Genomic DNA, 26,166 nt, shown 5'->3' with positions numbered 1-26,166 from the left:
GCAGGTCTGCAACGGCCGCCTGTACAGAAAACGGAAACTCAGGCCGCGGCGGCGGTGCCGAGCGCGGGAACGCCTGAAACTTCGGGAGCTGCGACCGGCGCGCCACCCATGACGTCATTGGCCTCGAGATCGTAGAGTTCGCGCGCAATAAGGTCGGTCAGAACGGCCGGCGCGCCGTCGAACACTACCCGGCCCGCAGACATCCCGATCAGGCGGTCGCAATAGGTCCGCGCCAGATCGAGCGAATGCAGATTGCAGATCACGGTGATTCCGAAATGCTTGTTGATGCGCAACAGCGCGTCCATCACGATCCGCGTATTGCGGGGATCGAGCGAGGCGATCGGCTCGTCGGCGAGAATGATGTCGGGCTCCTGGACCAGCGCGCGGGCGATCGCGACCCGCTGTTGCTGGCCGCCGGAAAGCTGGTCGGTGCGCTGGGCCGCGAGCGAGGCCATGTCGAACTGTTCGAGCGCCGACATCGCCAGCGCCCTGTCCTGTTCCGGCCAAGCCTGTGTCAGCGAGCGCCATGACGGAATATCCGCCAGCCGTCCCATCAGCACATTGGTCAGCACGTCGAGCCGGCCGACCAGGTTGAATTGCTGAAAGATCATTGCCGAGCGCGCGCGCCACTGCCGCAGGTTCTTGCCCCGCAGCGCGGTCACGTCGACGCCTTCGAACAGGATGCGGCCTTCGGAGGGTTCGGCGAGACGATTGATCATCCGCAGCAGCGTCGACTTGCCGGCGCCCGAACGGCCGATCACGCCGACGAAGCTGCCGGGCGCGATTGAGAATGACGCATTATCCACCGCGGCTTTGGTGCCGAAACGACACGTCAAACCTTCAACCACCAGCATGCAATGCTCCAAACGCCCAGGCTCCAGATACCCAGTCTCGATACCCGGTCTTGATACCTAGTCTTGGACCATCGCTATCGGCTGGATATTTCAGTTGTGTGACATCGGTGCTGCGGTGCGACCATCGTCCACACCGGAAACGTCAGTCATGCAATCGTCATGACGCTGTCATGAACTGACCTGATGACGTGCGCACTCCCCGCACCTCTGAGGTGCGCACTACCCGCACCTCGGACTGCCGAAGGGAATGCAGATGGCCGGCAAGACGCTTTCCACCGAACCGACGATCGATCCCACGGCCTCGGTACGTGAGAGCAAGTTCGGCGCCTATACCGAAGTCGGCGCACGGACCATCCTGCTCGAAGTCGCGATCGACGACTACTCCTATGTCGTCAACGACGCCCAGGTCACCTACACCACGATCGGAAAGTTCTGCTCGATCGCGGCGATGACGCGGATCAACCCGGGCAACCACCCGATGCACCGCGCCACGCAGGCCCACTTCACCTACCGCGCCAGCGCCTATTTTCCCGGCGAGGCCGACGACGCCGCGTTTTTCGCCTGGCGGCGCCAGCACCACGTTCATATCGGCCACGACGTCTGGATCGGACATGGCGCGGTGATCCTGCCGGGCCGCAGCATCGGGACTGGCGCTGTGGTCGCGGCCGGCGCGATCGTGACCAAGGACGTCCCGGCCTACAGCATTGTCGGCGGCAATCCGGCGCGCGTCATCAAGCGGCGGTTTACCGAGAGCATCGCCGGCAGGCTTGCCGAACTTGCATGGTGGGACTGGGACCACGAGACGCTGCGTCGTGCCCTGCCCGACTTCCGCCAGCCCGACGTCGAGGGCTTTCTCGAAAAATACGAGGCGGAAGCCGCTTCCGCCCGCTCACCCCTCAGACGTCAAGGCGCCGCATCGTGACCGACATGTTGATCGAAGGCGGCCGGGTCCTGCTCGGCCAGGAAGCCGGCTACGACATTGTTGACGCCTCGCTGCGAATCTCCGGCCGCGAGATTGTCGCTGTTGGTTCGGATCACGGGCACAGTTCGCCCGGCATCGACGCGGATGGCCTGCTCGTCTTGCCCGGAATCGTCGACCTCCATGGCGACGCCTTTGAGCGGCAGATGATGCCGCGCCCCGGCGTCGATTTCCCGGTTGACGTCGCCTTGATCGACAGCGACCGGCAGGCCATCAGCAACGGCATCACCACCGTCTATCACGCCACCACCTGGTCGTGGGAGCCCGGCCTGCGCAGCGGCGACAATGCGAGATGCTTGCTGGAAGCGATCGAGGCGATGCGGCCGCAGCTTGCGGCCGACACCCGCTTCCATTTGCGGCAGGAGACCTACAATCTCGATGCCGAGTCCGAGATCATCGAATGGCTAGCGGAAGGCCGCGTGGACCTGCTCGCCTTCAACGACCATATGGATTCAACGGTCGCCAGCCTCGCCAAGCCGCAGAAGCGCAGCCGCATGGTGGAACGCACCGGTCTCTCGGACGAAGCTTTTGATCGCCTCGTCGAGCAGGTGGTGTCTCGCGCTGATGACGTGCCAGCCTCGATCGCCCGGCTGGCGCAGGCGGCACGCGCCGCCAATGTGCGGATGCTGTCGCATGACGACGAGAGCCCGGAGATGCGCAAGGCGTTCCGTTCGCAGGGTGTCGGCATCGCCGAATTTCCGGTCAATGAGGAAACCGCGCGCGAGGCCGCCGCCTCAGGCGACTTCATCGTGTTCGGGGCGCCCAATGTCGTGCGCGGCGGCAGCCACACCGGCTGGACCAAAGCTTCCGACATGATCGCCAAGGGTCTGTGCTCGGTGCTGGCGTCCGACTATTACTATCCGGCGCCGCTGCTGGCGGCATTTCGCCTCGCCGCCGACGGCGTGTTGCCGCTGGCCGAGGCCTGGCAACTGATCTCGTCGGCACCGGCGCGTGCCGCCGGCCTGACCGATCGCGGCACGCTTGCGGCGGGAGCGCGCGCCGACATACTGCTCATCGACGACACGCTGCCGTTGCGGCCGCGAATCGTCGCGGTGATCGCCGCCGGGCGTCTGGTGCATCTGACAGAGGCCAACCGTCTCGTGCATGCACCCGTCGCACGCAAGGCAGTTGCGGCCGCGTAACACGGCTCTATTCTGGCGCGATGGCAACCCACCCACGTTACGCAATCTACTACGCGGCCGCTCCCGACAGCGAACTCGAGCAATTTGGCGCGTCGCTGCTTGGCTACGACGCCTATTCTAGCGAAGAACTGCCGTTTCCGGACGGCGTACCGACGGATTGGCGCGAGCTGACGCGGGATCCCCGCACCTACGGCTTTCACGCCACGCTGAAGGCGCCGCTGACGCTGGCGACCGGTCGAACCGAAAACCAGCTTGTCGCAGCCTGCGAGCTCTTCGCCGATGCGGCCCGGCCGGTTCCCCTGATCAAGCCGGTCGTCGATTCCCTCAGCGGTTTCATCGCGGTGATCCCGTCCGAACCGTCCGCCGAACTCGAGCGGCTGGCCGCCGATTGCACCCGCGCATTCGACTTCTTCCGCGCACCGCTAACGCCGGAAGATCGCGCGCGGCGCCATCCCGCAAAGCTGACGACGAGGCAGTGCGAGTATCTGGACCGCTGGGGCTATCCTTACGTGATGGAAGAATTTCGCTTTCACATGACGCTGACCGGGCGGTTGCCGGCCGAACGACGCGACAACGTGGTGGCGATGCTGCGAAACCGGTTTGCAGTGATTGGTGTCGCGGCGCTCGAGATCGACCGGATCGCGCTGTTCCGTCAGGACGACGCGGCGTCGCGCTTTGGGATCATCGGCCACTGGCCGTTGCGCGCCAGCTGCTAAGGTATCATTGCGAGCCATGCTCCGATATCCTGCCTGTGAAGAACAAGAACACGGGGATGGGGATCAACGGATGGGCGCCTCAGGGATATGCCGCGCACTCTTCGTCATCTGTCTGGCGCTGGCATGGTCGCCGATGGCGCGCGCGGAGGAATATCCGACGCGCACCATCAAGATAATCGTGCCGACCGGCGCCGGCGGCATCACCGATATTCTGGCGCGGCTGGTCGGAAAGCACATCAGCGAGCAGCTTGGTCAGCCCGTCATCATCGACAACCGCACCGGCGCCGGCGGCACCATCGGGACCCGGGCGGTCGCGCAGGCCGAGCCCGACGGCTACACATTGCTGATGGTGTTTCCGAGCCATGCGGCCAATCCGGCGCTCTATGCCAAACTGCCCTACGACAGCGAGAAGGATTTCGCGCCGATTTCCATGGTGACGAAGGTCAGCGAAATCCTGCTGGTGCCGAACACGTCGCCGGCGAAGTCGGTCAGGGAACTGGTCGAACTGGCGCGCAAGCAGCCGCTCAACTACGCCTCCGTCGGGGTCGGCAGCCTGGCGCATCTCGCCACCGAGCTTTTTCTCAGCAAGGCCGGCGTGAAGATGACGCATATCCCCTACCGCAGCGTACCGCAGGCGCAACAGGCGGTGATGTCGGGCGAAGTTGCAGCCTTCTTCGATACGCCGATCACCGCGTTGCCACAGGTGCGGGCCGGGACCGTGCGGGCGCTCGGCGTCAGCACCGCCAAACGCCTCGCCGCAGCACCAGACATTCCGACGATCGCGGAAGCGGGAGTGGACGGCTACGAGGTTGTCGGTTGGAACGGCGTGCTGGCCCCGGCCAACACGCCGCGGCCGATCATCGACAAGCTCAACAAGACCATCGTCGAAGCACTGAAGACGCCCGAGATCGAGAAATTCCTGGCGGAGCAAGGTATCGAGCCGGCCGGCAACCGCCCGGAGGAATTCGCGGCCCTGATGCACGCCGATATCGAGAAATGGATTCGCGTGACACGCGAAGCCGGCATTCAGCCGCAATAGCGCGCGGAACAGAGATAGGTTCGCGGCACGACCTATGTGCCGGCGAAAGCAGGCTCCAACGACGGCTAATGCTCGTCAGGCCGGGTGCGCGCGATGATCTCGGCGGCGCCGTTCTCCAGCAGATCGAGGCCGACCGCGCGGCCGAGTTCGCGGGGCCGGTTCGCCGCACCGCGTCGCGATGATTCGATGAACCGGCTGCCGGCTTCGTCCAGCACCGCGGCGGTGAGCGTCATCTCGTCGCCGTCAAGCGTGGCGTGGCCGGCGATCGGCGAGTTGCAATGGCCGTTCAACACCCACAGCACCTCACGCTCGGCCTCGGCGCAGAGCCGCGACGGCGTATTTTCGATTCTGGCCAGCCGTTCGCGTGTGACCCAGTCCTTCTCGACGCATTCGACCGCGACGATGCCCTGGCCGACCGCGGGCAGCATTTCAGCGACCGAGAAATCATGCGCGATGCGCGAGGTCAGCCCGATGCGCTCCAGTCCCGATCGCGCCATCACCAGCGCATCCGCCGGGCCGACCTCGCCGCCGCCGGGCAGCCGCTGCATGTCGCCGCGATCGAGCTTGGCGACGCGGGTATCGGCCGCGCCGCGGTAATGGATGACGGTGGCTTCCGGAAACAGCCGGCGCAGATAGGCCGCGCGCCGCACCGCGTTGGTGCCGATCTTGAAGCCCTTGCCGCGCGACGCCTTGAAACTCTCCAGCGAGAGGCCGGGACGCAGCACCAGCGAATCATTGGCGGCATCGCGCGGCAGGGTCGCCGCGATGATCAGGCCGGGCGTCTCCTCGTTGCCGGGAACGTCCTTCAGCGAATGCATCGCCGCCTGCAGTTCGCCGGCCCGCATGGCCTCGCGAATCTCGGCGACGAACGCGCCGCCCTTGCCGCCATGGCGGAGCAATTTGCTGGTCTGGTCCTGGTCGCCGCGGGTCTCGAATCTCACGATCTCGACGGCAAGACCGGGATCGGCGGCGCGCAGCAGCCGGGCAACCTCGTGCGTCTGCGCCAGCGCCATCGCACTCTTGCGCGTACCGATCCGTAAACCTTGTTCTGACACCCGGTCTCCGTTCGAATGCGATCAGGCCGCGGGAATGGCGAAAAGCTGAGGGTTTTCAGCGTCGAGTTGGTGGTTGACTCGGGTATCACCAGCAATCAGAACCAAATCTGACGGTGAATGGTCGGAGTGGCAGGATTCGAACCTGCGACCCCTGCGTCCCGAACGCAGTGCTCTACCGGGCTGAGCCACACTCCGACTAAGAACGCGGCTTATAGCCTTGGGTTTCGGCCACTGCAAGGCGCCGATTTGAGGAAATAAATCACAGTGAATGTCGGCCTGAAGACCCCGATTTTGCCCGCCGGCGAGGCTGCCACGGCCGCAGCCGCGCATTCCCTTGACCAGGGCGGGCTGGTCGCATTCCCGACCGAGACCGTTTACGGCCTCGGCGCCGATGCCACCAATCCGGCGGCGATCGCCCGCCTCTACCAGGCCAAGGGCCGCCCGGCCTTCAATCCGCTGATCGCCCATGTCGGCGATATCAGCGCCGCGCGGCAGATCGCCCGCTTTGACGCCCCGGCGCTGGCCCTCGCCGAGGCATTCTGGCCGGGTCCGCTGACGCTGGTTTTGCCCAAGGCCGATGGCTGCGCGGTGGCGGACCTTGCGACCGCGGGCCTCGATACCGTCGCGATCCGGATACCGGCCCACCCTGTGGCGCGCGATATCCTGCGCCGGTTCGGCCGTCCGGTGGCCGCACCTTCGGCCAACCTGTCGGGCCACGTCTCGCCGACCACCGCCGCCCATGTCGAAAGCGACCTTTCGGGGCGGATCGACCTGATCGTCGACGGTGGCGCGGTCGCGGTCGGCGTCGAATCGACCATTGTCGGCTGCTTCGACCAGCCGATGCTGCTCCGGCCCGGCGGCCTGCCGCGCGCCGAGATCGAACGCGTCCTCGGCCGCCCGCTGCTGCAGCCGCCGGTCGACGCCGACAGCGACAGCGGACAACCTCTGGCGCCGGGCATGCTGGCCTCGCATTACGCGCCACGCGCGAAGGTGCGGCTTCATGCAAGCCAGATCGAGCCCGGCGAGGCATTGCTCGCGTTCGGCCTCGGAGCAATTTCGGGAATTGACGCCGCTTCCGCAGTGATGAATCTGTCTGCACGCGGCGATCTCGCCGAGGCCGCCGCCAACCTGTTCGGTTTTCTTCGCGCGCTCGATGCCCGGGGCGTGCGCACCATCGCGGTCATGCCGATCCCGGACGAAGGACTGGGTGAAGCCATCAACGACCGGCTGCGCCGTGCGGCGGTCGGACGGGAATAACGCCGCCGCAAGGCGGCCATGAAAGAGACGACGATGAATATCGCTCCAGCCGCCGTGCCGCCGCTGCCGCCTGAACTGATCGCGAAATTTCGCATGATCGTCGGCGACAAGTATGCGGTGACCGACGCCGCCGATATCGCACCCTATGTCACCGAGGAACGCGACCTGTTTCACGGCCGCTCGCCGCTGGTGTTGCGACCTGGAACGACCGCCGAAGTATCCGCGATCTGCAAGCTCGCCAGCGCGCACAGAATCGCACTGGTGCCGCAGGGCGGCAATACCGGCCTGGTCGGCGGACAGACCCCGCATAATGGTGAGGTCGTGGTCTCGATGCGGCGGCTGGACAAGATCCGCGAGATCGATCCGGCGTCGAACACCATGACCTGCGAGGCCGGCGTGGTGCTGCAGATCGCGCAGAACGCGGCCCGTGACGTCGACCGGCTGTTCCCGCTGTCGCTCGGCGCCGAGGGAAGCTGCACCATCGGCGGCAATCTCTCCACCAATGCCGGCGGCACCGCCGCGCTCGCTTACGGTGTCGCGCGCGAGATGGCGCTCGGGCTCGAAGTGGTGCTGGCCGACGGCCGGGTCCTCAACGGCCTGTCGAAGCTGAAGAAGGACAATACCGGCTACGACCTGCGCAACCTCTTCATCGGCGCCGAAGGTACGCTCGGTTTCATTACGGCTGCGACCCTGAAACTGTTTCCGAAGCCGCGCGCGGTGGAGACCGCCTATGTCGGCCTCAAATCGCCGGCGCAGGCGCTGAAACTGCTCTCGATCTCGCAGAACGAGGCAGCGGGCAGCCTCACCAGTTTCGAATTGCTGGCCGACATCGCGGTCGATTTCAGCATCCGTCACGGCATCGACATCCGCGATCCTCTGAGCGGCAAGCATCCCTGGTACGTGCTGATGGAACTGTCGTCCCCGCGCGACGACGCCCGTGCCACGCTGGAAGCGATCCTCGCCAAAGGCATGGAAGAAGGCATCGTCGACGATGCCGTGATCGCGGCGAACCTGACCCAGCGCGCCGGCTTCTGGAAGCTGCGCGACGAGATGTCGGCGGCGCAGAAGCCGGAAGGCGGGTCGATCAAGCACGATATCTCGGTGCCGGTCGCGGCGGTGCCCGAGTTCATCGCGGAAGCCAACGCCGCCGTCGTCAAGCTGATCCCCGGCTCGCGGCCGGTGCCGTTCGGCCACCTCGGCGACGGCAATATCCATTACAACGTCTCCCAGCCGGTCGGCGGCAAGTCGGAGGATTTTCTGGCGCGCTGGCACGAGGTCAACGCGGTGGTGTTCGCGATCGTGCTGCGCATGGGCGGATCGATCTCGGCCGAGCACGGCATCGGCGTGCTCAAGCGCGACGAACTGCCCGACGTCAAGGACAAGGTCGCGATCGAACTGATGCGCGGCATCAAGAAGATGCTCGATCCGCATGGCATCATGAATCCGGGCAAGGTGCTGTGAGCAATCCGGGCGGGACGCTGAGCATCGCCGAGATTGAAGACCAGGATGTCGCCGAGGTCATCGCACTCTGGCAGCGTTGCGGATCGACGCGACCGTGGAACGATCCCGCCGCCGATATTGCGCTCGCCCGCCGCGACGACAATTCCACGGTGCTGATCGGCCGGTGCGACGGCGTCCTCGCGGCATCGGTCATGGTCGGCCATGACGGCCATCGCGGCTGGGTCTACTACGTCACGGTCGATCCGGATCGCCGCTACCTGAATTTTGGCCGCGCCATCATGAACGCCGCGGAAGCGTGGCTGCGCGAGCGCGGCATCCTCAAACTGCAACTGATGGTCCGCAAGGACAATGCGCAGGTTCACGCGTTCTACCGATCGATCGGTTACTATAACCGGGAGACGGTAACCTTTGCCAAATGGCTCGACGGCCGCGCCCCGACGCCGTAGTTTTCCGCTAGAATAACGATCCCTGTCCATCATCCTCCGATGCCGCCGTCTTGCGCGGGGCGGCTTTCTTCGCCGGCTTTGGCTCTTCGGCCGCCCGCTCCTCGTCGGTGATCGGCAGCACCAGCTGATCGTCGTCATTGGCGACGCGATTGACGCGCGTCGAAACCTCGTGCCAGGCGAACTCGCCAGCCGAAGGTCCTTTCAAAAGCATCATGACGTCTTCGGCGTCATGGCTCCGGCCATCGAGCCAGCGCTCGAAATCATCGGGCGCGATCGTCACGGGCACCCGATGATGCAGGGCCGCGAGATCGGGGCTGGCCGGTGCGGTGACGATCGCGACGCCATCGAACTCCTCGCCGTTCGGCCCCATCCAGGTTTCCGCCAGTGCGGCAAAGCCGACCGGCTGGCCGTCGCGGCGATGAATGAAAAACGGCCGCTTGCGGCCGTCCTTGTCCTGCCATTCGTAATAGCCGTCCGCCGGGACCAGCACGCGGCGCCGCTTCATCGCGTTCTTGAAGGCGGGTTTTTCCAGAACCGTCTCGGAACGCGCGTTGATCAGCAACGTGAACTTCCTGGCGTCCTTGACCCAGGCCGGCACCAGTCCCCAGCGCATCAACCGGAAATGCCGGCCGCCATTTTCGAGCATGACCACCGGGATCGGCTGGGTTGGCGCAATATTGTGCCGCGGCGGAAAATTTGGCTGCTCGATGTAGCCAAAAATCTGCCTAAGTGCCGCTGGTGGCGAGGTAATTACGAAGCGTCCGCACATTTTCCAGGCCAAATAGGCGATCATTTAACGTCTGTTAATCCCAAACCTTAACACTGGAACGGATGACCTCAATGGCCTCCACCCAGACGCGATCCGGTCGCCCAACATTGCTGCACGCGGGCCTCGACCAGAGCGCACGGGCGGCCATGCTGCGCGCGGCCAACATCAATCCCCGCACCGGGCTTGCCACCGACTATCTGAATCATTTCAACGAAGCCGTCATGCTGCTGGAAATGATTCCGGACATCCCGGAATGCGCCGAGGACTTCCTCGCCTGGACCCCGCTGTCCTATGCCGAGCATTTCTGGGCCTCCAACTTCAAGGCCCGCGATCTCGCGATCGAGGCCTACGAATCCGCCGACGCCCACGTCCGCGCCGAGTTCGACAAACTCACCTCGAGCATGACCTCGATCCTGACCGCGGTGGGCTCGGCGATGCGCGAAGCCCGCCTGGACAAGACCCGCGCCACGCTCGCCGAACAGGCCACCGGCTGGGTCAAGCCGCTGGTGATGCTGGCCGGCGGCATCATCAACGGCGGCTCCGAGGCCGACGTCGAAACGATCATGGCGAACTGACGAAGTCTTTTCGAGCGAACCGGCGGCCCACATCGAATTAGACCTGCGCGGTTCGATCGGGCATGATCCGGCAGCAAAATCGTTCCCCTCTTCGCGGATCTCGCCTTGGTTTCCTCTGCTCAGCCGGCCCGTCCACAGCTTGCCGTCAGCGGCGCGATCTTTCGCGACGGCAAGGTGTTGCTGGTTCGCCGTTCCCGCTCGCCTGGCAAGGGTTTTTACTCGTTCCCCGGCGGCCGGGTCGAATTCGGCGAATCGCTGCACACCGCGCTGCATCGCGAGGTTGACGAGGAAACCGGGCTTCGAATCGAAATTCTGCAGCTGGCCGGATGGCGCGAGGTGCTGCCGACGGCCGAGGGCGGCGGGCATTATCTCATCATGTCGTTTGCGGCGCGCTGGACTGCCCGGGAGCCGGTCCTGAACGACGAACATGACGATTTCAAATGGCTGGCGCCGGACGCGATCGGCGACCTCAAGGTCACCGGCGGCCTCCTGGAGGTCATCGAGGCGGCCCGGAAGTTCATTTAACACGGAACTCGCAAGGGATTGCGCCTTGCCTCGGGCGTATTGAGGGGGCATATCGGGCGGGTTCTGGACCCCCAAATGCTCAAGCAATTTCTGGCCTTTCTCATCCTCATCGCAGCCTGCAACCTCGTCCCCGCCCGGGCCCAGGATGCCGCCGCCCCGTTTGACGGCGACCTGCAGCGGCTCGCCGAAATCCTCGGCACGCTGCACTATCTGCGCGGCATCTGCGGCACCAATGAGGGGGCGAAATGGCGCAACGAGATGCAGGCGCTGGTCGATGCCGAAACCCCGTCCGGCGACCGCCGCGCCCGCATGATCGCCGGCTTCAACCGCGGCTATAACGGCTTTCAGCAGACCTACCGCACCTGCACGCCCGCCGCCTCGGTGGCGATCCGCCGCTACATCGAGGAAGGCTCGAAGATCTCGCGCGATCTGACGGCGCGCTACGCGAATTAGGTCCTCTCCGTCATTGCGGGACGCCGTCATTCCGGGGCGCGAAGCGAACTACGATGTGCAATTGCACATCGGAGAATCTCGAGATTCCGGGTTCGATGCTGCGCATCGCCCCGGAATGACGGAACATGCAAACATGCCTTCGCGATCTCGCGGCGCGATGCGCCCGGAGTTTTGCATTTCGTTCGCCCTCCAGAAATCAGAGGGCGCAGGGAAGACCGGGTGCACGCCGCACCCGCGGTCTCGCGCGCGATAGATGCAACAAGATTTGCGCACGAGCATACAGGTTTGGCGGAGGCATCCGGCCTTCCCTGCGCAATGGCTTTACGGCTTATACGATTTCGTCCTGGTGACCGGCTTTCTTGCCACCATCATCAGCTTCAGCTTTCGCTTCCGCCAACTTGACGCCAGCACCGGGGCGTCGGACCCAAACGATTTCACCGTACGCATCTGCCGCGCTCGTCAGTCGCAGCCTTCGCGTCCACCGCTCCCTGCCCCTCGTTTGCGACGACGGCCGACGCCCCTTGTGTCCGCGAAATCTGCCAGAATGTGCGAACGGGCGGTTCTCGCAAAACCGCCCGTCGCTGGAACTGAGCCCGTGACGCCCCAAAGGCGGCAGAGCCTGAGATCAGAGCAAGGGACAGCTCCGGTGGTCTTCCTCAACCCGAATAGTTGCAAGGGCTTCGAGCCCGAACCGAGCAAGGAAGGGAGTAGAAGATGGCACAAAACGACCTCGTTGTCGTCGGTATTGACGTGGCCAAAGACAAGGTGGATGCCTGCATTCGCAGATTCACGTTGCGGCAAACGTTCCCGAACACCGCACAAGGTCATCGCAAGCTGGTTGCCTGGCTGAGAAGATACCAAGTGGGCAAGGCGGTGATGGAGGCAAGCGGCGGCTACGAGCTGGAATGGCGCAACGTGCTGCACAAAGCCGGCATCGAGGTGCGGATCGTCGATCCCAGGCGGGTCCGCAGCTTTGCGCAGTCGGCCGGACGCTTGGCGAAGAACGATCCGATCGACGCGGAGATGATCGCCTGGTTTGCCGAGACGTTCAGCCAGGCGCCGGGCCAGACCCCTGATGCCGCGCGTGAGGAACTCGCGGCGCTGGCGAAAGCGCGCACGGCCCTGGTCGACGTCAAGATCCGCCTGCAGGCTCAGGACGAGCATGCGGCCCCAGAACCGGCCCGGAAGGCTTATGCGCGTGTCTTGAAGAACCTCGCCGCCGAAATGGACAAGCTCGAGGCCGCAATCTCTGCCAAGGTCAAGGCCACACCGGAGTTTGCCGAGCGTGCCGAGATCATCGAGAGTGTTCCGGGCCTCGCGCACGTGACGTCCGCGATCCTCATTGCAGGAATGCCCGAGCTCGGACAGGTCAGCGACGAGGTCGCCGCCGCCCTGATCGGCGTTGCCCCTTACGACGATGATAGCGGCAAGCGGCGCGGCGAGCGCTACATCAAGGGCGGGCGCCGCTGGGTGCGAAACGCATTCTACATGCCCTGTCTCGGCGCAGCTACGCAGTGTAATCCGGTGCTCAAGGCCTTCTATCAGCGTCTGCTTGCCAAGGGAAAGGAGCCCAAGGTTGCGCTCGTCGCCTGCATGCGCAAGCTGATCATCATTCTCAACACGATGCTCGCACGCCGCCAGAAATGGAATCCCGGCCGTCACGCCACGGGTTGACTGCGCGAGCGCACTTACTGCGCTCGGTCTCCGACCGTGCGCATGGAAAGCCAACAGACCGACGAGCGGGCGGGGTCAAGGCCGTAGCCGCCGAAGGCGGGGGCGCGTCAGCGCCAGCCTTGAGGCCGCCCGATCGCCGGGCTACTTCTCAGCATGGTTGCTCTGGCGGGACAGGATGGCGGGAGTTGAACGACTGATTTGCCCGACGGCGCCAGCGAAATATTTTTTCGCAAGGGGCTGGACCCATATCGGGGGGTGATTTGCCCGTCGGGCAGTCTATAGGATGGGGTTGGGCCAGCGCTGCCGACAACAGGTGAACGACAACCATGGACACGATTTTCTTCGACCTCGACGGCACGCTGACCGACCCGAAACCCGGCATCACCCGCTCGATCCGGTATGCGCTGCAGAAAATGGATCAGGCTGACATCCCGACCGAGGACGAATTGACCTGGTGCATCGGCCCGCCGCTGCGATCGAGTTTTGTCAAAATGCTGGGCGAAGATTCCGCCGACCGCGCCGTCGCGCTGTACCGCGAACGCTTTTCCGATATCGGACTGTACGAGAACCGGGTCTATGACGGCATCGCCGAGGTGCTGACAACGCTCAGGCAGTCCGGCCACCGGCTGTTCGTCGCCACCAGCAAGGCCCACGTCTATGCCGACCGCATCATCGACCATTTCGAGCTTCGGCCGCATTTCAGCCGCGTGTTCGGCGCGGAACTGGACGGCACCCGCGCCGACAAATCCCATCTGCTGACCTACGCGCTGAAAGAAACGGCGACCGATCCGGCCAAAAGCCTGATGATCGGCGACCGCAGCCACGACATGGTCGGCGCCGCCAACAACGGCATCAAGGGCATCGGCGTGCTCTACGGCTATGGCAGCAGGGATGAGTTGCTCGGCGCCGGCGCGCAGCATGTCTGCGCCACGCCCGCGGAGATTTTGGGCTGCGTTTCGTAAGATGCATGCACCTGCCTTTGGAACTGTGCCGCAAATACGCGCAGCGCCGTTAACCTTTCCTAAAGAACTACCTCGCCGTAAGCCTGCCGCGTGCTACAGCTTACGGTGTTCGATGCGATCCGCCCTGGATCGCGCACAGATTCGTTGAGTTTCATGAGCCATCCCGCGACCTTCTCGACCGCCCGCGATCCGCTTCCCGACCACGAACAGAAGCAGGCGGCGCTCAGCTACCTCAACGAGGCCTGGGCCGAGGCGCGGCACGACGGCGTCGACGGCGACTGCCTGGCGCAGGCGAGCCTGTTCACCGCGCTTGCCGAACTGGTCTCGACCTATGGCGAGGACGCGGTGGCGAAATTCGTCGAAGGGCTTCCCGGGCGCGTTCGCAACGGCGAATTCTCGCTGTCGCTGGCGAAGCAGTAGACCTGCCTGCCTGCTTCGCCCGGCTTGCCGCCTCCGCTCGTTATCGATCGATTAGCTGCAACGTAGATCGCGTGTCCGCTATTGAGCGCGTAACGGACTCAAGCCGGACATCACGCGATATCCGCTTTGTGCCCAAAACCGGACTCATGCAACGCAGCAAATAGGATCGCTATTCGATCACCTGATCGGCGCTGGCGAGTAGTATCGCTGGCATTTGAAGGCCGAGCGCTTTCGCGGTCTTGAGATTGATGCTCAGCTCGAATTTGGTCGGTTGGTAAAACGGGATTTCTCCCGGATTGGCACCCTTAAGAACCATATCGATTTGATTGGCGAGATGGCGATAGTTGACAGCTAGATCGATTGAATAAGCCATCAGTCCGCCAGCTTCGACAAATTCGCGGTTCGGATAAATTGTGGGAATCCGGCCTTTTGCGGTCAATTCGACAATCGTCGCGCGACTTGCAATCTGCTCGACCTCTTCAGATACCATGAGCGCATCCGCACGATCTTGTTCCATCGACGTGAAGATGCGCTGGTATTCTGCCTCGTTGAAGGCCGAGCCCAGCAGAGCAGCCTTCAACGAAATGCCCGCCCTTTTGGCCGCCTCTCTCGCTGCCGCACCTCTTGTATCTTCCCAGTATGGTCGCGATGCAAGGTAACCGACGCTGGACAGTTTCGGCACCGCCTCGACCAGCAGTCCCAAGCGCTTTCCAATGATCTCGAATCCCCCGGCGATGGTGACGCCTGTGATGTTTCCGCCCGGCCGCGCGATGCTGGTCACAAGTCCTTGGGCAACCGGATCGAACATGATCGTCACAATCGGGATTGTCGTCGTTGCCATCTTGAAGTCCAACGATAGACGAGCGCCCAACGTTACAATCACGTCGGGATGCGTGTTGACGACATTGTGGACCAGTTCGGCGTAGCGTTCGGATTGCCCTTCTCCAGAGTATCGTTCGACCCCGAGGTTTTGGCCCTCGATGTAGCCAAGGCGAATTAGCTCCTCGAAAAAAGCACGCTGATACGTTCGATTGCTCACGTTCATTTCGCTGACTTTGGCGAAAGGGTGAACGAATGCGATCCGCTTCATCCTAGCCGATTGCTGCGCCCGGGCCGAGAGCGGCCACGTAGCTGCCGCGCCGCCGAAAAGCGTGATGAAATCGCGCCGTCTCATGTCCGCTCCCAAGTTCAGGTGACGCCATCGTAGCGGTTTGGTCGGGCACATTGATGGGGGCTTGAAACCGCATGAAAGCCACTACCGCACTGCACAGCCAATGTCGCAGTTGGGTCATTCGCGTCGGTCTTGCGGTCGGCCAGCCGCTTCCGGTCCACCCCGGTCAACGGACATCACCCGACCCGCTCGGCTAGTCCGTTTCATGCCACGATCGGTCACCAAAACACGGTCATTTGCGCTTAGCGTTCTCCGTGTGTGCCTTGGCCTGCGTTGCGAAATCCAGGCACCGTGTTCGTCCAAACATATAGTCTGGTTTTCGGAGGCAGGCTTGCTCGAGCTGCGCGTTGAATTCCGGCGTGTAATGCCACTCGTAATACACGATGCGTCCGTTCTTGACCACGGTCGAACTGTCCCATTCGCCGGGCTCTATGCCCAGATCGACGTAAGGGACATAGCCATAGGTCTTACCGTGAGCAGCGACCCTGTCGCCGTCCAAGCGCACTTCATAATCACGATTTTGCAAACCCTTGAGACGACCAATCACTTGGCGCACTGACGCCTCATCAGCATACTTTGTTCCGCTGCTGCCCACCACGACCGCGTCGCTCGCCATAAACCCCATAAGGTCATCTACACTACTCGCAGCCCATGCCCCCAAAAACGATCTCGTAACTTCGACAGGATCGTCCTGTCGCGGGCTTTCCGCGTTCGATGCTGTGAAACTGCACAAGACGACAATCGCGCCCACCGAGGTGATGCCGTGCCTCATCTCGCGCTGCTCCTCACCACACTTGCTGCAGTCGTACGTAGGGCGGAGTTTGGCGTCCCGCTCACCGCAGCCTTCCACGTTGGGGTTTTGGATGCAACGTCCGAAAGGGGTCCAAAAACGGAAGTATTGGCCCGTCGGCTTGACGTCTGCTTTGCCCCGATGAGCGGACGTCGCGGAAGGCCGCTGGCATGTCCGTTTGGTGCCAACAGAGACTCATGCACCGCAGCAAATCAACATCTCTATTCGATCACCTCGTCGGCGCTCAGCAGCAGCGATGTCGGCAGTTCGAGACCGAGTGCCTTGGCAGTCCTGAGATTGATCACTAACTCGAACTTGGTCGGCTGCTCGACAGGCAAGTCAGACGGCTTTGCGCCCTTGATAATCTTGTCCACGTAGGTAGCGGCTCGTCTGATGAGATCAAACCGGACGGCTCCGTAGGCCATCAGGCAGCCAACTGCCAGGTCCTCTCTCGAACCGAACATTGTCGGCAGCCCACTCTTTAACGCGAGATTGCCCAATGCCATCCGATGTTCTCCAAGTCTCGGATCCGGCAGCACCAGCAGTGCCGCTGTGCGCTCTTCAACCATCGTCCGGAAAGCACCCTCGAAATCATCCGGCCCCCGCACCTCGATTATTCGAAGTTGCACTCCCAATGATCCCGCAACCTGCTTGGCTTCAGCCAATAGCGGGGGATGGCCCATGTTGAATGGCACCGACAGAACAGCCACGCGGGATATCTGGGCTCCGGTCTGCTGGAGTAGCTGTAGCTGTTTGCCGACGATCTCGGGAGAAATATAGTAAGCCAGCCCGGTGATGTTTCCCCCGGGTCTCGCGAGGCTGTCGACAAGTCCTAATTCAACGGGCGCGGAAACGGTTGCGAAGACGATGGGGATGGTCGCGGTAGCATTCCTGGCTGCTATGGCAGCTGCCGTCGTTGGAGCAACGATAACATCCACCGGCAGCCGAACCAGCTCCGTTGCAAGGACGTCAAGCTGTTCGTGCCGTCCATTCGCCCAGCGATATTCGATGACGAGGGACTTCCCGTCGAGGTGGCCCAGGTCACGAAGTCCTGTTTCAAAGGCCTTGGCGCCGCGAGCACCTTCAGAAACCGACGCAACGCCCAGGTACCCGATTCGGGTGACTTTTCCCGCCGGCTGCTGCGCCCGCGCCTTGAGCGGCCTCAGAGCCGCTGCGCCGGCAAGAAGGCCAATGAACTCGCGCCGATGCATGTGTCCCCCAAAGAACATCTCGTCCTGTGCGTAAAGCCTAGCATTTTGCGAATGGGCCGCGAGTGAGAAATGGCACCCAACCGGCCTCAGATATTGATCAGGCTCGATGTCTCAGTTGGATCAATCGCGTCACTTCGACAGCGCGCCGCGAACTTCCGTTCTTCCCCAATCAGCGGACATCGCCAATCCGGTGCGTCAGGTCCGAAAAGTGCCAATTGCGGCAGTTCTGCGCTGACAAGAGTTGGCACAAGAAAAAGCCACCCGACGGCTGCTTTCAATTTAAACCTGATAATAGTTTTCCACGATCAGCGCTGGCTCTGCTGTTGCAGGGTAGTCGTGGCTACTTCTTTCCGCCGTCCTGCTTTGGCGTGGTCTGGTCTGGTGCTGGTGCGGTGGCATTGTTTTGCTTCAGCGGCGGTGCTTGTTTCGCAGTAGGCGTCTGCTTGGGAGCCGCGGCCGGTGGCGGTTCGGGCGCGACCGGCGCGCTCTGGGCCGATCACCACCGAGATGCCGAACAGTCCAACCAGGCGACCTCTTTGGACTAATTTCTTAAGCCGGGGTTGCGAGCGGCTTACCTTTTTCAACGATGTAATTGACCAGCAGCCTCGTCTTGGCCGTCGTCGGCTTGCCGCCAGCATGCGGGGTTTCTGGCGGGACTTGGAACGCGTCACCGGCTTTCAGCATCTGCGTCGGTCGGCCTTGAATGGGAAGCTCGATTTCACCTTCCATGATGTAAGTCGACTCGATACCGGGATGAGTATGACGGCCGACGGTCGCTCCGGGGTCGAGTGTCACATCCATGATGATTGTTTCATAGCCCGAGGCCGGTCCATCCGTCCGGCTCAAGATCTTCCTTGTGACGCCATTTGCCGTTGTTGCAGCTGAACCTTGAGCGAATGCCTCGCTTGCAGCAAACCCTGCAACGCCGCAGATCGCACAGGCCGCGACCCCCGCAAACCCTCTCCGTGTTAGCATAACGATCCTCCCATTGAAGTCCGGCTACGCGGACATGTGAGAAGTCTGGCAGAAGGACACCTTATTGTCGACGACGAAGGGACCAATGTCGCTAATGGGTAGTCCGGCCGTGCTCCTGCCCCGCCGCCTCCAAGCGTGCTAACGGCCCCAACCCTCCCATATGCGCCTCTCCAATCACGACATGGCTCGCCGGTACAGAAGTGGCCCTGCCTTGCCGTGAACCCATGCAATGTCTGCCTCATCGAGACAGATGGCAAAACCGCCAAACATTTGCGTGATCGGGAAATATCCAGACTCCAATCTCGATCTTTCTTTCAGAGGCGGACATGCCTCCGCTAGCGCGAGGCTCAATCAAGGAAGTGAACGATGAAGATCACATACCTTCTGGCGGCGCTATTGCTTGTGCCATCTTTCGCGACCCGAGCGACTCCTGTGCGAACCGACAAAAGCAGCAATCGAGCGCATATCGGCACTCGACCGGCAGTTGGCAGTCGGTTGCAGGGATACAGGATCGAAGGCCGCGAGATCGTAGCTCCGCCATGGAGCTTCGCCTGCATGAACGACCAAGGCCCACAACAATGTGACGAGCCCATGTGGGTCTATGGGAGCCCCGACTATCTCGCGCAATTTAAGAATGCATTCTGACATTGACCCGCGCGTGGAGCCACACGAGGACGAAAACATGAAACTCACGACAATAGCATTAGCCTCTGCCTTCGCGCTCTCGAGTACGTTCGCGCTTGCAAACACGGTTCGTCATAAGCCGAGCGTCAGGACCTACCACTTGCATAGGGATATACCGCTGGTCAGATCAGGTTCTTCGCATCCGAATTACGGCAAACCAAACGGTCCAACCAGCGTGTCCGCGGGCGGATTGATGTGGAACGGAAGGAGCGCCTCCGAGTGGGGCGGCTAGGGAGACGTCGGAATTGGCCAACCTGATTGAAGGTCGCCAAGTCGTCGTGAAGCGCGAATGTCTCCCTTGGGTCAAACTGAGAAGTCCCGGCCTCATCGGCAGGTCCGCTTTACCCCCAACTCCGGACATCGCTTTGCAACGCAACAACTGACGCTATGGGCCAGAACCGGACCTGTGCAGACGCGCTTATTCGGCCCGCTTGAAGACGGCTTCTAGGGTTACGTCTTTCACAAATGGTCTGTTGAATTTCAATTCGCTATCAGTCAGTGAAGTGACGTTGCGCTTTTCTGAAGGATTGCCAGTCAGATTTGCGAAGGTGCTGGCCTGAATATCGAGACTAAGAACCATACTGGTTTCGTCTAACGAGTACTTACCGAAATAGGCGATGGAGTTGGCGATCACAGCTTTGGCCTCTTCAGGCGTCGCTCTTGATGGTAGACCTGACTTGAGTTTAGGGAGATCGATGCTCGCCTGCATGAGCGTGAAATATCCATTGCTGGTGTAGATAATCATGCCCTTCGCATTTTCACCGTAGAGCGGCCGCCTCGTACCGTCAGCGGCGACAGTATCAAGCGAGACCTGAACCCAGGTGCCAACGAGCGTATCCTTGGGAGATTTTTCCAATCGACTTCTCCTTCGATAGTCAGCGTGGTCCTCTAAGGTGTTCCGATTGTGCGCGGCCGACCTTATCAAAAAGAAAGGCCTGATGTCCGCTTTGGGGTCAAAAGGCGACCTAGCGGCCTTGAAATGCGACTTCCGTTCTGCCCCCGATAACGGACATCGCCGCGCGGCCTCGCATATCCGTTTTGTGCCGATTTCGGAAGTTGGCAAACCTTGCTCGACCACCTCGTTGGCGCGGAGTGTCGGAGGCTCGTCAAGCCGAGCGCTTTTGTGGCTTCCATGGCGGGTCTCCGGCTCCAGTGCGCAATTACGCACAGCCGGGTGACGACGGCGATGGTTGGGGTAACACCTGTCAGCCTATCATCGGGCGCGCATCCGCGGCGCCCTGGCACCCTCGGGCCTTGTCGTTTATGCCCCGGCGGCTTACGTTCCCCGACAGATGTCACACGAGATTTTTGCATGAAAGCAGCGTTCCTTCCGGACCGAGGCGTGATCAAGGTCGCGGGCGAGGATGCCCGGAACTTCCTCAACGGGCTTGTCACCACAGATGTGACGCTGCTGCGGCCGGGCCTTGGCCGGTTCGGCGCGCTGCTGACGCCGCAGGGCAAGATCACGACCGATTTCCTGATCACCGAAGCCCCGTCAGGCCATGGCGGCGGCTTCCTGATCGATGTCCCGCGCCCGCTGGCGGCCGGCCTCGCCACCAAGCTCGGCTTCTACAAGCTGCGCGCCAAGGTCGTGGTGGAGGATTTGTCCGACAGCCTCGGCGTGCTGGCGGTGTGGGACGGCGAACCCGCCATGAAGCCCGATCTTTCATTCGCCGATCCGCGCCATGAAGGGCTGGGCTGGCGCATTCTGGTGCCGGAGGAACTGGCACCAAAAGTGGCCGGCCTCGTTGGCGCCGACCTCGTCGACAGCGAGGCCTATGAGGCGCATCGCATCAAGGCGGGCGTGCCGCGCGGCGGGCTCGATTTCATGTATGGCGACGCGTTTCCGCACGAGACCAACATGGACCGGCTGCATGGCGTCGATTTCGACAAGGGCTGCTATGTCGGCCAGGAGGTGGTGTCGCGGATGCAGCATCGCGGCACCGCGCGCACAAGGATCGTGCGGATCGTTCTCGACGACTTCTCGCCAGAGGCCGGCACACCCGTTCTCGCCGGCGAAAAAACTATGGGCATCATGGGCTCGACATCAGGCGGCAACGGGCTGGCGCTGCTGCGGACCGATCGCGTCGCCGACGCGCTCGAAGCCGGCGCGAGTTTGAGCGCGGGCGGCCTTGCGATCCATCTGGCCGATCCCGACGACGTTCGGCCGACGCCGAAACAGACCGTCGCATGAGAAAATTCCGATGAGCCAGTTACAATGAGCAGATCCGCGCGCCTGCACGCCGACGGCAAGACCCGCTGTCCGTGGCCGGGCGAAGACCCGTTCTACATGGAATATCACGACACCGAATGGGGCGTGCCGGAATATGACGACCGCGCGCTGTATGAAAAGCTGATCCTGGACGGGTTCCAGGCCGGCCTGTCGTGGATCACGATTCTGCGCAAGCGCGAGAACTTTCGTAAAGCCTTTGACGACTTCCAGCCGGAAAAGATCGCGCGCTACAACGAGAAGAAAGTTCACGCGCTGATGAACGATGCCGGCATCGTCCGCAACCGCGCCAAGATCGAGGGCGCCATCAACAGCGCCAAGGGCTATCTGAAGATCATGGAGGAAGGCGCAGGGTTTTCGAAATACCTGTGGGACTTTGTCGACGGCAAACCTGTCGTGAACAAGTTCAAGACCACCGCCAGCGTGCCGGCCTCGACGCCGGTCTCGATCAAAATGTCAAAAGAGCTCGCCGCACGCGGCTTCAAGTTCGTCGGCCCGACCATCGTCTACGCCTTCATGCAGGCCACCGGCATGGTCAACGACCATCTGGTGACGTGCTTCTGCCACGAAACCTGTAGCGCAAAACTTCGAAAACCCCGCATCAAAACCAAATGACCGCCCGCAAGCCGTTCGCGCCCGACATGACGCGGGCCTGGCAGCGGATGCTGTCGGGGCGGCGGCTCGATCTGCTCGACCCTTCGCCGCTCGATATCGAAATATCGGACATCGCCCACGGGCTGGCGCGCGTCGCGCGGTGGAACGGGCAGACCAGCGGCGCGCATATTTTCTCGGTGGCGCAGCACACGCTGCTGGTCGAACTGGTCTTGCGCGAGCAGATGCCGCGCGTGGATGTGCGCTTCCGGCTCGCGGCCTTGCTGCACGACGCGCCGGAATATGTCATCGGCGACATGATCTCGCCGTTCAAGGCGGTGCTCGGCGGTGACTACAAGGTGGTGGAAAAACGCCTGCTGGCGGCGATCCATATCCGCTTCGGCCTGCCGCCTGATCTGGCCGATGAAATCACGCAGGCGATCAAGGCCGCCGACCGCGGCGCGGCCTATCTCGAGGCGACCCATCTGGCGGGATTTTCGGTGGCCGAAGCAAAACGCCTGTTCGGCCGGGATCCCGGCCTGCCCGAGGCAACGGAACGCGATTATCTGACGCCCTGGACCGCGGCACGGGCTGAAAAGCAGTTTTTGGCGCGATTCAACCTGTTGCTTGGTTGAAGGCCGCCGGAAACCGGCTTTCACCCCCCGATGCACGGGCCTATAATCGCGATAACAAAACATTCCCCAGGGAACGCCATGCTTCACGTCTGCTCGCTCGCCGCCCTTCCCGAGACCGTCAAGGCGACCGGCGCCAGTCATGTCCTCACCGTGATGGCCAATGTCGACCAGGTGCAGCGGCCGGCTTCGGTGCTGGAAGCCAACCATCTGAAAGTGTCGATGGACGACATCACCGAGCAGATCGACGGCTTCATGGCGCCGTCGGACGCGCATATCGAAAAGGTGCTGGCTTTCGTGCGCGGCTGGGATCGTCGCGCGCCGATGGTGGTGCATTGCTATGCCGGCATCAGCCGCTCGACCGCGAGCGCCTTCGCCGCCGCCTGCATGCTCAATCCGCACCGTGACGAAATCGAGATTGCCAGGCAAATCCGCGCCCGCTCGCCGATCGCCTCGCCGAACCGGCTGATCGTCAGCCTCGCCGACAAGGCATTGGGACGCGACGGACGGATGCTGCGCGCGCTCGACGAAATGGGCCCCGGCAGCATGACCGTCGAGGGCAAGCCGTTTCAGCTCGATCTGGAATGATGCGCCAAATGCCGCGCATCCATCATTGAACTTTTAGCGCGCAATGCTGCACTCACTGGATAGCAACGGGCTACTGACGTGACCGGTGCATGGTTTGGTGCTGGCTTGTTGTTCGACGCGTTTTCTTGACGCGAACCGGTACCCACTTCGCTCGAAAACGCTGTGCCTGGAGGCCTGATGTTCGATAACCCGCTCGATTTCGCCGCGCTCGTGATCGCGATCGTCGCCTTTATCTTCGCCCGCAAGGCGATCAACCAGGCGGCGGCGCTGCGCACGCGGCTGGATGCGATCGAGGCAAGAGCGATCACACGATCCGTTCCGCCGCTGCCGAGACCCATGCAGGCGGCCGAACAGGCCACAACACCAGCCGCAGCCGGCGTTGCCCCGACGCCGCCGGTCATTCCCGACGTGGAATCCATCGCGCCCGCCGCCGAACCAGCGCCTGAAATCGCAAGTACCCCGGCGGCCGCGCCGCCGCCGCTGCCGCGGCCCGATCGCGGCTTTGAGGAAACCGTCGGCACCCGCTGGGTGGTGTGGATCGGCGGCCTGACCTTGGCGCTCGGCGGATTCTTCATGGTCCGCTATTCGATCGATGCCGGCCTGCTCGGCCCCGGCGTGCGCACGATATTGGGCGGCCTGTTCGCCCTCGCTTTGCTCGCCGCCGGCGAATGGACCCGGCGCAAGGAGAGCATCTCCGCGATCGAGGCGCTGCCGGTTGCCAATATTCCGGCGATTCTCACCGCCGCCGGCACCGCCGTCGCATTCGCCACCGTCTACGCGGCCTATGCGCTGTATGGATTCCTGGTGCCCGCGACTGCCTTCATCCTGCTCGGGCTGGTGGCGCTGGGCACGCTTGCCGCGGCGTTGCTGCATGGGCCGGCGCTCGCCGGGCTCGGCGTCGTCGGCGCCTTCGTCACGCCCGTTCTGGTGTCGTCCGACAAGCCCGACTACTGGGCGCTCTACGTCTATCTCGCCATCGTCACCGCGGCGGCGTTCGGCCTCGCCCGCGTCCGGCTGTGGCGCTGGCTCGCGGTCACCACGATCGCGTTCGCTTTTTTGTGGACCCTGCCCTGCCTGCAATGCGGCCCGTCGATGGTGGCGCCGCATGCGTTCCACGTGCTGGCCGGATTTGTCCTCGCCGCCGTGCTGGTGGTGTGCGGCTTCCTATTCGGCCCGCCCGCGGACCAAGGCCAGATCGAGCCGATATCGTCCGGCTCGCTCGCGGCTTATCTCGCCGGTGCGACCTTGATCGTGCTGAACAGTTTTCATGCCGACGCCGCGATGATCGTGTTCGGCCTGCTGGCCGCCGGCAGCCTCGCCGTCGCCTGGCGCAGCGATGCCGCCACCGGCGCCGTCGGCGCTGCCGCGGCGCTGGTATTTGTCGTGTTCGCCGAATGGGCCATCCGTGCCAATCCGGACATGCTGGTACTGCCTGGCGGCCCGTTGCCGGGCATCGGACCTGATGCCACCGACGGATCGGTGTCGCTACATCTGATTTCAGCCGCGATCTTCGCGTTCGGATTCGGCGTCGCCGGATTCTTGGCGCAGGGCCGCTCGGCGAGATCAGTCATTCCCGTCGTGTGGTCGGCCGCTTCCGTATTCGTACCGCTGGCGCTGCTGGTCGCGCTCTATGCCCGCATCGCGCATCTCGATCGCTCGATTCCGTTCGCGATTCTCGCGGTGATGCTGGCCGCTGCCTATGCCGCCGCGACCGAGATGCTGACCAAGCGCGACGAGCGTCCGGGGCACCAGGCCGCCATCGCACTGTATGCGACCGGCACGCTGGCGGCGCTGGCGCTGGCACTGACGTTCGCGCTGGAAAAAGGCTGGCTCACGATTGCGCTGGCGCTGATGTCGGCGGCGACCGCCTGGATTTCGCTGCAGCGGCCTATACCGTTCCTGCGTTCGCTTGCCGCCATTCTCGCCGGCATCGTGGTGCTGCGCATCGCAGACGATCCGCGCATTGTTGGCGACGCCGTCGGCACCACGCCGATCTTCAACTGGCTGTTGTGGGGCTACGGTATTCCGGCCGCTTCGTTCTGGGCCGGCAGCATCTTCCTGCGCCGCAACGGCGACGATGCGCCGCTGCGCACGGTCGAGTCGGCCGCGATCCTGTTCACGGTGTTGCTGGCGTTCATGGAAATCCGCCATGCGGTCAACGACGGCGATCCCTACTTCACCTCCGCCGGTCTCACCGAAGTGGCACTGCAGGTCTGTGTGGCGCTGGCGATGGCGATTGGGCTGGAACGGCTACGCCTGCGCACCGGCAGCGTCGTGCACAATGCCGGCGCCATCCTGCTGACCGCGTTCGCAGGCCTCGCGACCGTTGGCGGACTGCTGGTGCTGGAGCAGCCATGGCTCTGGAACATCAACGTCGGCGGCAGCTTCATCAACCTCCTGCTGCTCGGCTATGCGCTACCTGCTCTATTGGCGCTGCTGCTATCCTATGCAGTGGCGGGCCATCGTCCGGCTGCCTACGTCAATACACTCGCCGCCGGCGCGCTGATCCTGGCGCTCGCTTATGTAACGTTCGAAATCCGCCGGCTCTACCACGGCCCCCATATGGACGTCGGCCCGACCACCGGTATCGAGCAATACACTTACTCGATCGCGTGGCTGGCCTTCGGCGTCGTGCTGCTCGGCATCGGCATTCTCGCCAATTCGCAGCGCGCGCGGCTGGCCTCCGCCGCCGTCATTGCGCTGACGATCCTCAAGGCATTTTTGATCGACATGTCGACGCTGACCGGCGTCTACCGCGCGCTGTCGTTCATGTGCCTCGGCCTGGTGCTGGTGGCGATCGGCTGGCTGTACCAGCGTATCCTGTTCCGCCGGCAGGCCGCGGCATCGGCTGCCCCCGCCGCGCCGGCGGGGGGATAACGCCCTTTGTGTTCGACGCGCTTTCCTTGCGCGAACCGGTATCCGCCCCCGGATCAAGTCCGGGGGCATGCTTCGCCCGAAAACGCTGTC

Annotated in this window: 26 protein-coding genes and 1 tRNA gene; 18 read left to right on the top strand and 9 right to left on the bottom strand. The window is 63.1% G+C overall.

The window, feature by feature from the left end:
• Window positions 1–38 precede the first annotated feature (38 nt).
• Window positions 39–854, bottom strand: coding sequence for a phosphonate ABC transporter ATP-binding protein (gene phnC / locus FFI89_RS08355; protein WP_138834590.1), 816 nt, complete (start codon window positions 852–854; stop codon window positions 39–41).
• Window positions 855–1,107: 253 nt separating this feature from the next.
• Between phnC and FFI89_RS08350 the strand changes: the two genes are divergently transcribed.
• The 4 genes from FFI89_RS08350 to FFI89_RS08335 all read left to right on the top strand — a co-directional run bounded on the left by FFI89_RS08350 (window position 1,108) and on the right by FFI89_RS08335 (window position 4,730).
• The gene (locus tag FFI89_RS08350; protein ID WP_138834588.1) at window positions 1,108–1,776 is read left to right on the top strand and encodes a DapH/DapD/GlmU-related protein; all 669 of its coding nucleotides are present in this window, start codon (window positions 1,108–1,110) and stop codon (window positions 1,774–1,776) included.
• Window positions 1,773–2,975, top strand: coding sequence for an alpha-D-ribose 1-methylphosphonate 5-triphosphate diphosphatase (locus FFI89_RS08345; RefSeq protein WP_138834586.1), 1,203 nt, complete (start codon window positions 1,773–1,775; stop codon window positions 2,973–2,975). The genes FFI89_RS08350 and FFI89_RS08345 overlap by 4 nt, the downstream gene beginning before the upstream one ends.
• Before the next feature lie 20 nt (window positions 2,976–2,995).
• Window positions 2,996–3,691 carry a DUF1045 domain-containing protein gene (locus FFI89_RS08340; RefSeq protein WP_138834584.1) on the top strand — a complete coding sequence of 232 codons (696 nt, stop codon included), beginning with the start codon at window positions 2,996–2,998 and terminating at the stop codon, window positions 3,689–3,691.
• A 70-nt stretch (window positions 3,692–3,761) separates the two neighbouring features.
• Window positions 3,762–4,730: a tripartite tricarboxylate transporter substrate binding protein gene (locus FFI89_RS08335; protein WP_168212834.1), complete on the top strand. Its 969-nt coding sequence runs from the start codon at window positions 3,762–3,764 to the stop codon at window positions 4,728–4,730.
• A 65-nt stretch (window positions 4,731–4,795) separates the two neighbouring features.
• Here FFI89_RS08335 and hemC read toward each other — a convergent pair whose 3' ends face one another.
• Both hemC and FFI89_RS08325 read right to left on the bottom strand, forming a co-directional pair.
• On the bottom strand, window positions 4,796–5,743 hold the full coding sequence (gene hemC / locus FFI89_RS08330; protein ID WP_246669487.1) for a hydroxymethylbilane synthase: 948 nt from the start codon (window positions 5,741–5,743) through the stop codon (window positions 4,796–4,798).
• Window positions 5,744–5,903: 160 nt separating this feature from the next.
• Window positions 5,904–5,980 (bottom strand) — tRNA-Pro (locus tag FFI89_RS08325).
• A 69-nt stretch (window positions 5,981–6,049) separates the two neighbouring features.
• Here FFI89_RS08325 and FFI89_RS08320 point away from each other — a divergent pair.
• The 3 genes from FFI89_RS08320 to FFI89_RS08310 are packed head-to-tail and all read left to right on the top strand — an operon-like array spanning window position 6,050 to window position 8,949.
• Entirely contained in the window at window positions 6,050–7,042 is a 993-nt protein-coding gene (locus FFI89_RS08320) for an L-threonylcarbamoyladenylate synthase (RefSeq protein WP_138834578.1), read from the top strand.
• 33 nt (window positions 7,043–7,075) lie between these two features.
• Window positions 7,076–8,503 carry an FAD-binding oxidoreductase gene (locus tag FFI89_RS08315; protein WP_138834576.1) on the top strand — a complete coding sequence of 476 codons (1,428 nt, stop codon included), beginning with the start codon at window positions 7,076–7,078 and terminating at the stop codon, window positions 8,501–8,503.
• Window positions 8,500–8,949, top strand: coding sequence for a GNAT family acetyltransferase (locus tag FFI89_RS08310; protein ID WP_138834574.1), 450 nt, complete (start codon window positions 8,500–8,502; stop codon window positions 8,947–8,949). The genes FFI89_RS08315 and FFI89_RS08310 overlap by 4 nt, the downstream gene beginning before the upstream one ends.
• A gap of 7 nt (window positions 8,950–8,956) precedes the next feature.
• On the opposite strand, the gene FFI89_RS08305 is transcribed toward FFI89_RS08310, so the two are convergent.
• On the bottom strand, window positions 8,957–9,718 hold the full coding sequence (locus FFI89_RS08305; protein WP_138836192.1) for an SOS response-associated peptidase: 762 nt from the start codon (window positions 9,716–9,718) through the stop codon (window positions 8,957–8,959).
• A gap of 71 nt (window positions 9,719–9,789) precedes the next feature.
• On the opposite strand from FFI89_RS08305, the gene FFI89_RS08300 reads away from it, so the two are divergent.
• The 6 genes from FFI89_RS08300 to FFI89_RS08275 all read left to right on the top strand — a co-directional run bounded on the left by FFI89_RS08300 (window position 9,790) and on the right by FFI89_RS08275 (window position 14,327).
• Window positions 9,790–10,293 carry a hypothetical protein gene (locus FFI89_RS08300; RefSeq protein ID WP_168212833.1) on the top strand — a complete coding sequence of 168 codons (504 nt, stop codon included), beginning with the start codon at window positions 9,790–9,792 and terminating at the stop codon, window positions 10,291–10,293.
• A 105-nt stretch (window positions 10,294–10,398) separates the two neighbouring features.
• Entirely contained in the window at window positions 10,399–10,818 is a 420-nt protein-coding gene (locus FFI89_RS08295; RefSeq protein WP_138834570.1) for an NUDIX hydrolase, read from the top strand.
• A gap of 75 nt (window positions 10,819–10,893) precedes the next feature.
• On the top strand, window positions 10,894–11,271 hold the full coding sequence (locus tag FFI89_RS08290) for a TIGR02301 family protein (protein ID WP_074825385.1): 378 nt from the start codon (window positions 10,894–10,896) through the stop codon (window positions 11,269–11,271).
• Window positions 11,272–11,985: 714 nt separating this feature from the next.
• The gene (locus tag FFI89_RS08285) at window positions 11,986–12,945 is read left to right on the top strand and encodes an IS110 family transposase (protein WP_138831594.1); all 960 of its coding nucleotides are present in this window, start codon (window positions 11,986–11,988) and stop codon (window positions 12,943–12,945) included.
• 326 nt (window positions 12,946–13,271) lie between these two features.
• Window positions 13,272–13,907, top strand: a complete 636-nt coding sequence (locus tag FFI89_RS08280; protein WP_138834568.1) for an HAD family hydrolase — start codon at window positions 13,272–13,274, stop codon at window positions 13,905–13,907.
• Window positions 13,908–14,060: 153 nt separating this feature from the next.
• On the top strand, window positions 14,061–14,327 hold the full coding sequence (locus FFI89_RS08275; protein WP_074825379.1) for a hypothetical protein: 267 nt from the start codon (window positions 14,061–14,063) through the stop codon (window positions 14,325–14,327).
• A 169-nt stretch (window positions 14,328–14,496) separates the two neighbouring features.
• On the opposite strand, the gene FFI89_RS08270 is transcribed toward FFI89_RS08275, so the two are convergent.
• The 5 genes from FFI89_RS08270 to FFI89_RS34275 all read right to left on the bottom strand — a co-directional run bounded on the left by FFI89_RS08270 (window position 14,497) and on the right by FFI89_RS34275 (window position 20,014).
• Window positions 14,497–15,501: an ABC transporter substrate-binding protein gene (locus FFI89_RS08270; RefSeq protein ID WP_168212832.1), complete on the bottom strand. Its 1,005-nt coding sequence runs from the start codon at window positions 15,499–15,501 to the stop codon at window positions 14,497–14,499.
• A gap of 229 nt (window positions 15,502–15,730) precedes the next feature.
• On the bottom strand, window positions 15,731–16,270 hold the full coding sequence (locus tag FFI89_RS08265) for a hypothetical protein (RefSeq protein WP_138834564.1): 540 nt from the start codon (window positions 16,268–16,270) through the stop codon (window positions 15,731–15,733).
• Between the two features lie 239 nt (window positions 16,271–16,509).
• A complete protein-coding gene (locus FFI89_RS08260) occupies window positions 16,510–17,499 on the bottom strand; it encodes an ABC transporter substrate-binding protein (RefSeq protein WP_168212831.1) in 990 nt (329 codons plus the stop codon).
• 549 nt (window positions 17,500–18,048) lie between these two features.
• Window positions 18,049–18,474, bottom strand: a complete 426-nt coding sequence (locus FFI89_RS08255) for a cupin domain-containing protein (RefSeq protein ID WP_138834560.1) — start codon at window positions 18,472–18,474, stop codon at window positions 18,049–18,051.
• 1,102 nt (window positions 18,475–19,576) lie between these two features.
• Window positions 19,577–20,014, bottom strand: coding sequence for a lipocalin-like domain-containing protein (locus FFI89_RS34275; protein ID WP_168212830.1), 438 nt, complete (start codon window positions 20,012–20,014; stop codon window positions 19,577–19,579).
• A 456-nt stretch (window positions 20,015–20,470) separates the two neighbouring features.
• On the opposite strand from FFI89_RS34275, the gene FFI89_RS08245 reads away from it, so the two are divergent.
• The 5 genes from FFI89_RS08245 (at window position 20,471) to FFI89_RS08225 (ending at window position 26,076) form a co-directional block, all read left to right on the top strand.
• Entirely contained in the window at window positions 20,471–21,352 is an 882-nt protein-coding gene (locus FFI89_RS08245) for a folate-binding protein YgfZ (protein ID WP_138834556.1), read from the top strand.
• A 24-nt stretch (window positions 21,353–21,376) separates the two neighbouring features.
• Window positions 21,377–22,003 carry a DNA-3-methyladenine glycosylase I gene (locus tag FFI89_RS08240; RefSeq protein WP_138834554.1) on the top strand — a complete coding sequence of 209 codons (627 nt, stop codon included), beginning with the start codon at window positions 21,377–21,379 and terminating at the stop codon, window positions 22,001–22,003.
• Window positions 22,000–22,614, top strand: a complete 615-nt coding sequence (locus tag FFI89_RS08235; RefSeq protein WP_138834552.1) for a YfbR-like 5'-deoxynucleotidase — start codon at window positions 22,000–22,002, stop codon at window positions 22,612–22,614. Before FFI89_RS08240 ends, FFI89_RS08235 begins: the two co-directional genes overlap by 4 nt.
• 78 nt (window positions 22,615–22,692) lie before the next feature.
• Window positions 22,693–23,199 carry a tyrosine phosphatase family protein gene (locus FFI89_RS08230; protein ID WP_138834550.1) on the top strand — a complete coding sequence of 169 codons (507 nt, stop codon included), beginning with the start codon at window positions 22,693–22,695 and terminating at the stop codon, window positions 23,197–23,199.
• A gap of 177 nt (window positions 23,200–23,376) precedes the next feature.
• Complete coding sequence (locus FFI89_RS08225) at window positions 23,377–26,076, top strand: DUF2339 domain-containing protein (protein WP_138834548.1); 2,700 nt, start codon at window positions 23,377–23,379, stop codon at window positions 26,074–26,076.
• Window positions 26,077–26,166: the final 90 nt, after the last annotated feature.

Source organism: Bradyrhizobium sp. KBS0727, assembly GCF_005937885.2.
Lineage (GTDB): Bacteria > Pseudomonadota > Alphaproteobacteria > Rhizobiales > Xanthobacteraceae > Bradyrhizobium.
Note: the sequence above shows the minus strand (reverse complement) of the source record. Positions and strands in the feature narration are given on the sequence as shown.

Excerpts from the sequence above, each read along its gene's own strand:
- FFI89_RS08240 (WP_138834554.1), top strand. The coding sequence starts at position 21,377 with ATGAGCAGATCCGCGCGCCTGCACGCCGACGGCAAGACCCGCTGTCCG.
- hemC (WP_246669487.1), bottom strand. The coding sequence starts at position 5,743 with ATGGCGCTGGCGCAGACGCACGAGGTTGCCCGGCTGCTGCGCGCCGCC.
- FFI89_RS08230 (WP_138834550.1), top strand. The coding sequence starts at position 22,693 with ATGCTTCACGTCTGCTCGCTCGCCGCCCTTCCCGAGACCGTCAAGGCG.
- FFI89_RS08290 (WP_074825385.1), top strand. The coding sequence starts at position 10,894 with ATGCTCAAGCAATTTCTGGCCTTTCTCATCCTCATCGCAGCCTGCAAC.
- FFI89_RS08260 (WP_168212831.1), bottom strand. The coding sequence starts at position 17,499 with ATGCATCGGCGCGAGTTCATTGGCCTTCTTGCCGGCGCAGCGGCTCTG.
- FFI89_RS08300 (WP_168212833.1), top strand. The coding sequence starts at position 9,790 with ATGGCCTCCACCCAGACGCGATCCGGTCGCCCAACATTGCTGCACGCG.
- FFI89_RS08305 (WP_138836192.1), bottom strand. The coding sequence starts at position 9,718 with ATGTGCGGACGCTTCGTAATTACCTCGCCACCAGCGGCACTTAGGCAG.
- FFI89_RS08270 (WP_168212832.1), bottom strand. The coding sequence starts at position 15,501 with ATGAGACGGCGCGATTTCATCACGCTTTTCGGCGGCGCGGCAGCTACG.
- FFI89_RS08275 (WP_074825379.1), top strand. The coding sequence starts at position 14,061 with ATGAGCCATCCCGCGACCTTCTCGACCGCCCGCGATCCGCTTCCCGAC.
- FFI89_RS08340 (WP_138834584.1), top strand. The coding sequence starts at position 2,996 with ATGGCAACCCACCCACGTTACGCAATCTACTACGCGGCCGCTCCCGAC.
- FFI89_RS08225 (WP_138834548.1), top strand. The coding sequence starts at position 23,377 with ATGTTCGATAACCCGCTCGATTTCGCCGCGCTCGTGATCGCGATCGTC.
- FFI89_RS08315 (WP_138834576.1), top strand. The coding sequence starts at position 7,076 with ATGAATATCGCTCCAGCCGCCGTGCCGCCGCTGCCGCCTGAACTGATC.
- FFI89_RS08280 (WP_138834568.1), top strand. The coding sequence starts at position 13,272 with ATGGACACGATTTTCTTCGACCTCGACGGCACGCTGACCGACCCGAAA.
- FFI89_RS08285 (WP_138831594.1), top strand. The coding sequence starts at position 11,986 with ATGGCACAAAACGACCTCGTTGTCGTCGGTATTGACGTGGCCAAAGAC.
- phnC (WP_138834590.1), bottom strand. The coding sequence starts at position 854 with ATGCTGGTGGTTGAAGGTTTGACGTGTCGTTTCGGCACCAAAGCCGCG.
- FFI89_RS08255 (WP_138834560.1), bottom strand. The coding sequence starts at position 18,474 with ATGCTAACACGGAGAGGGTTTGCGGGGGTCGCGGCCTGTGCGATCTGC.
- FFI89_RS08235 (WP_138834552.1), top strand. The coding sequence starts at position 22,000 with ATGACCGCCCGCAAGCCGTTCGCGCCCGACATGACGCGGGCCTGGCAG.
- FFI89_RS08350 (WP_138834588.1), top strand. The coding sequence starts at position 1,108 with ATGGCCGGCAAGACGCTTTCCACCGAACCGACGATCGATCCCACGGCC.
- FFI89_RS08335 (WP_168212834.1), top strand. The coding sequence starts at position 3,762 with ATGGGCGCCTCAGGGATATGCCGCGCACTCTTCGTCATCTGTCTGGCG.
- FFI89_RS08245 (WP_138834556.1), top strand. The coding sequence starts at position 20,471 with ATGAAAGCAGCGTTCCTTCCGGACCGAGGCGTGATCAAGGTCGCGGGC.
- FFI89_RS08265 (WP_138834564.1), bottom strand. The coding sequence starts at position 16,270 with ATGAGGCACGGCATCACCTCGGTGGGCGCGATTGTCGTCTTGTGCAGT.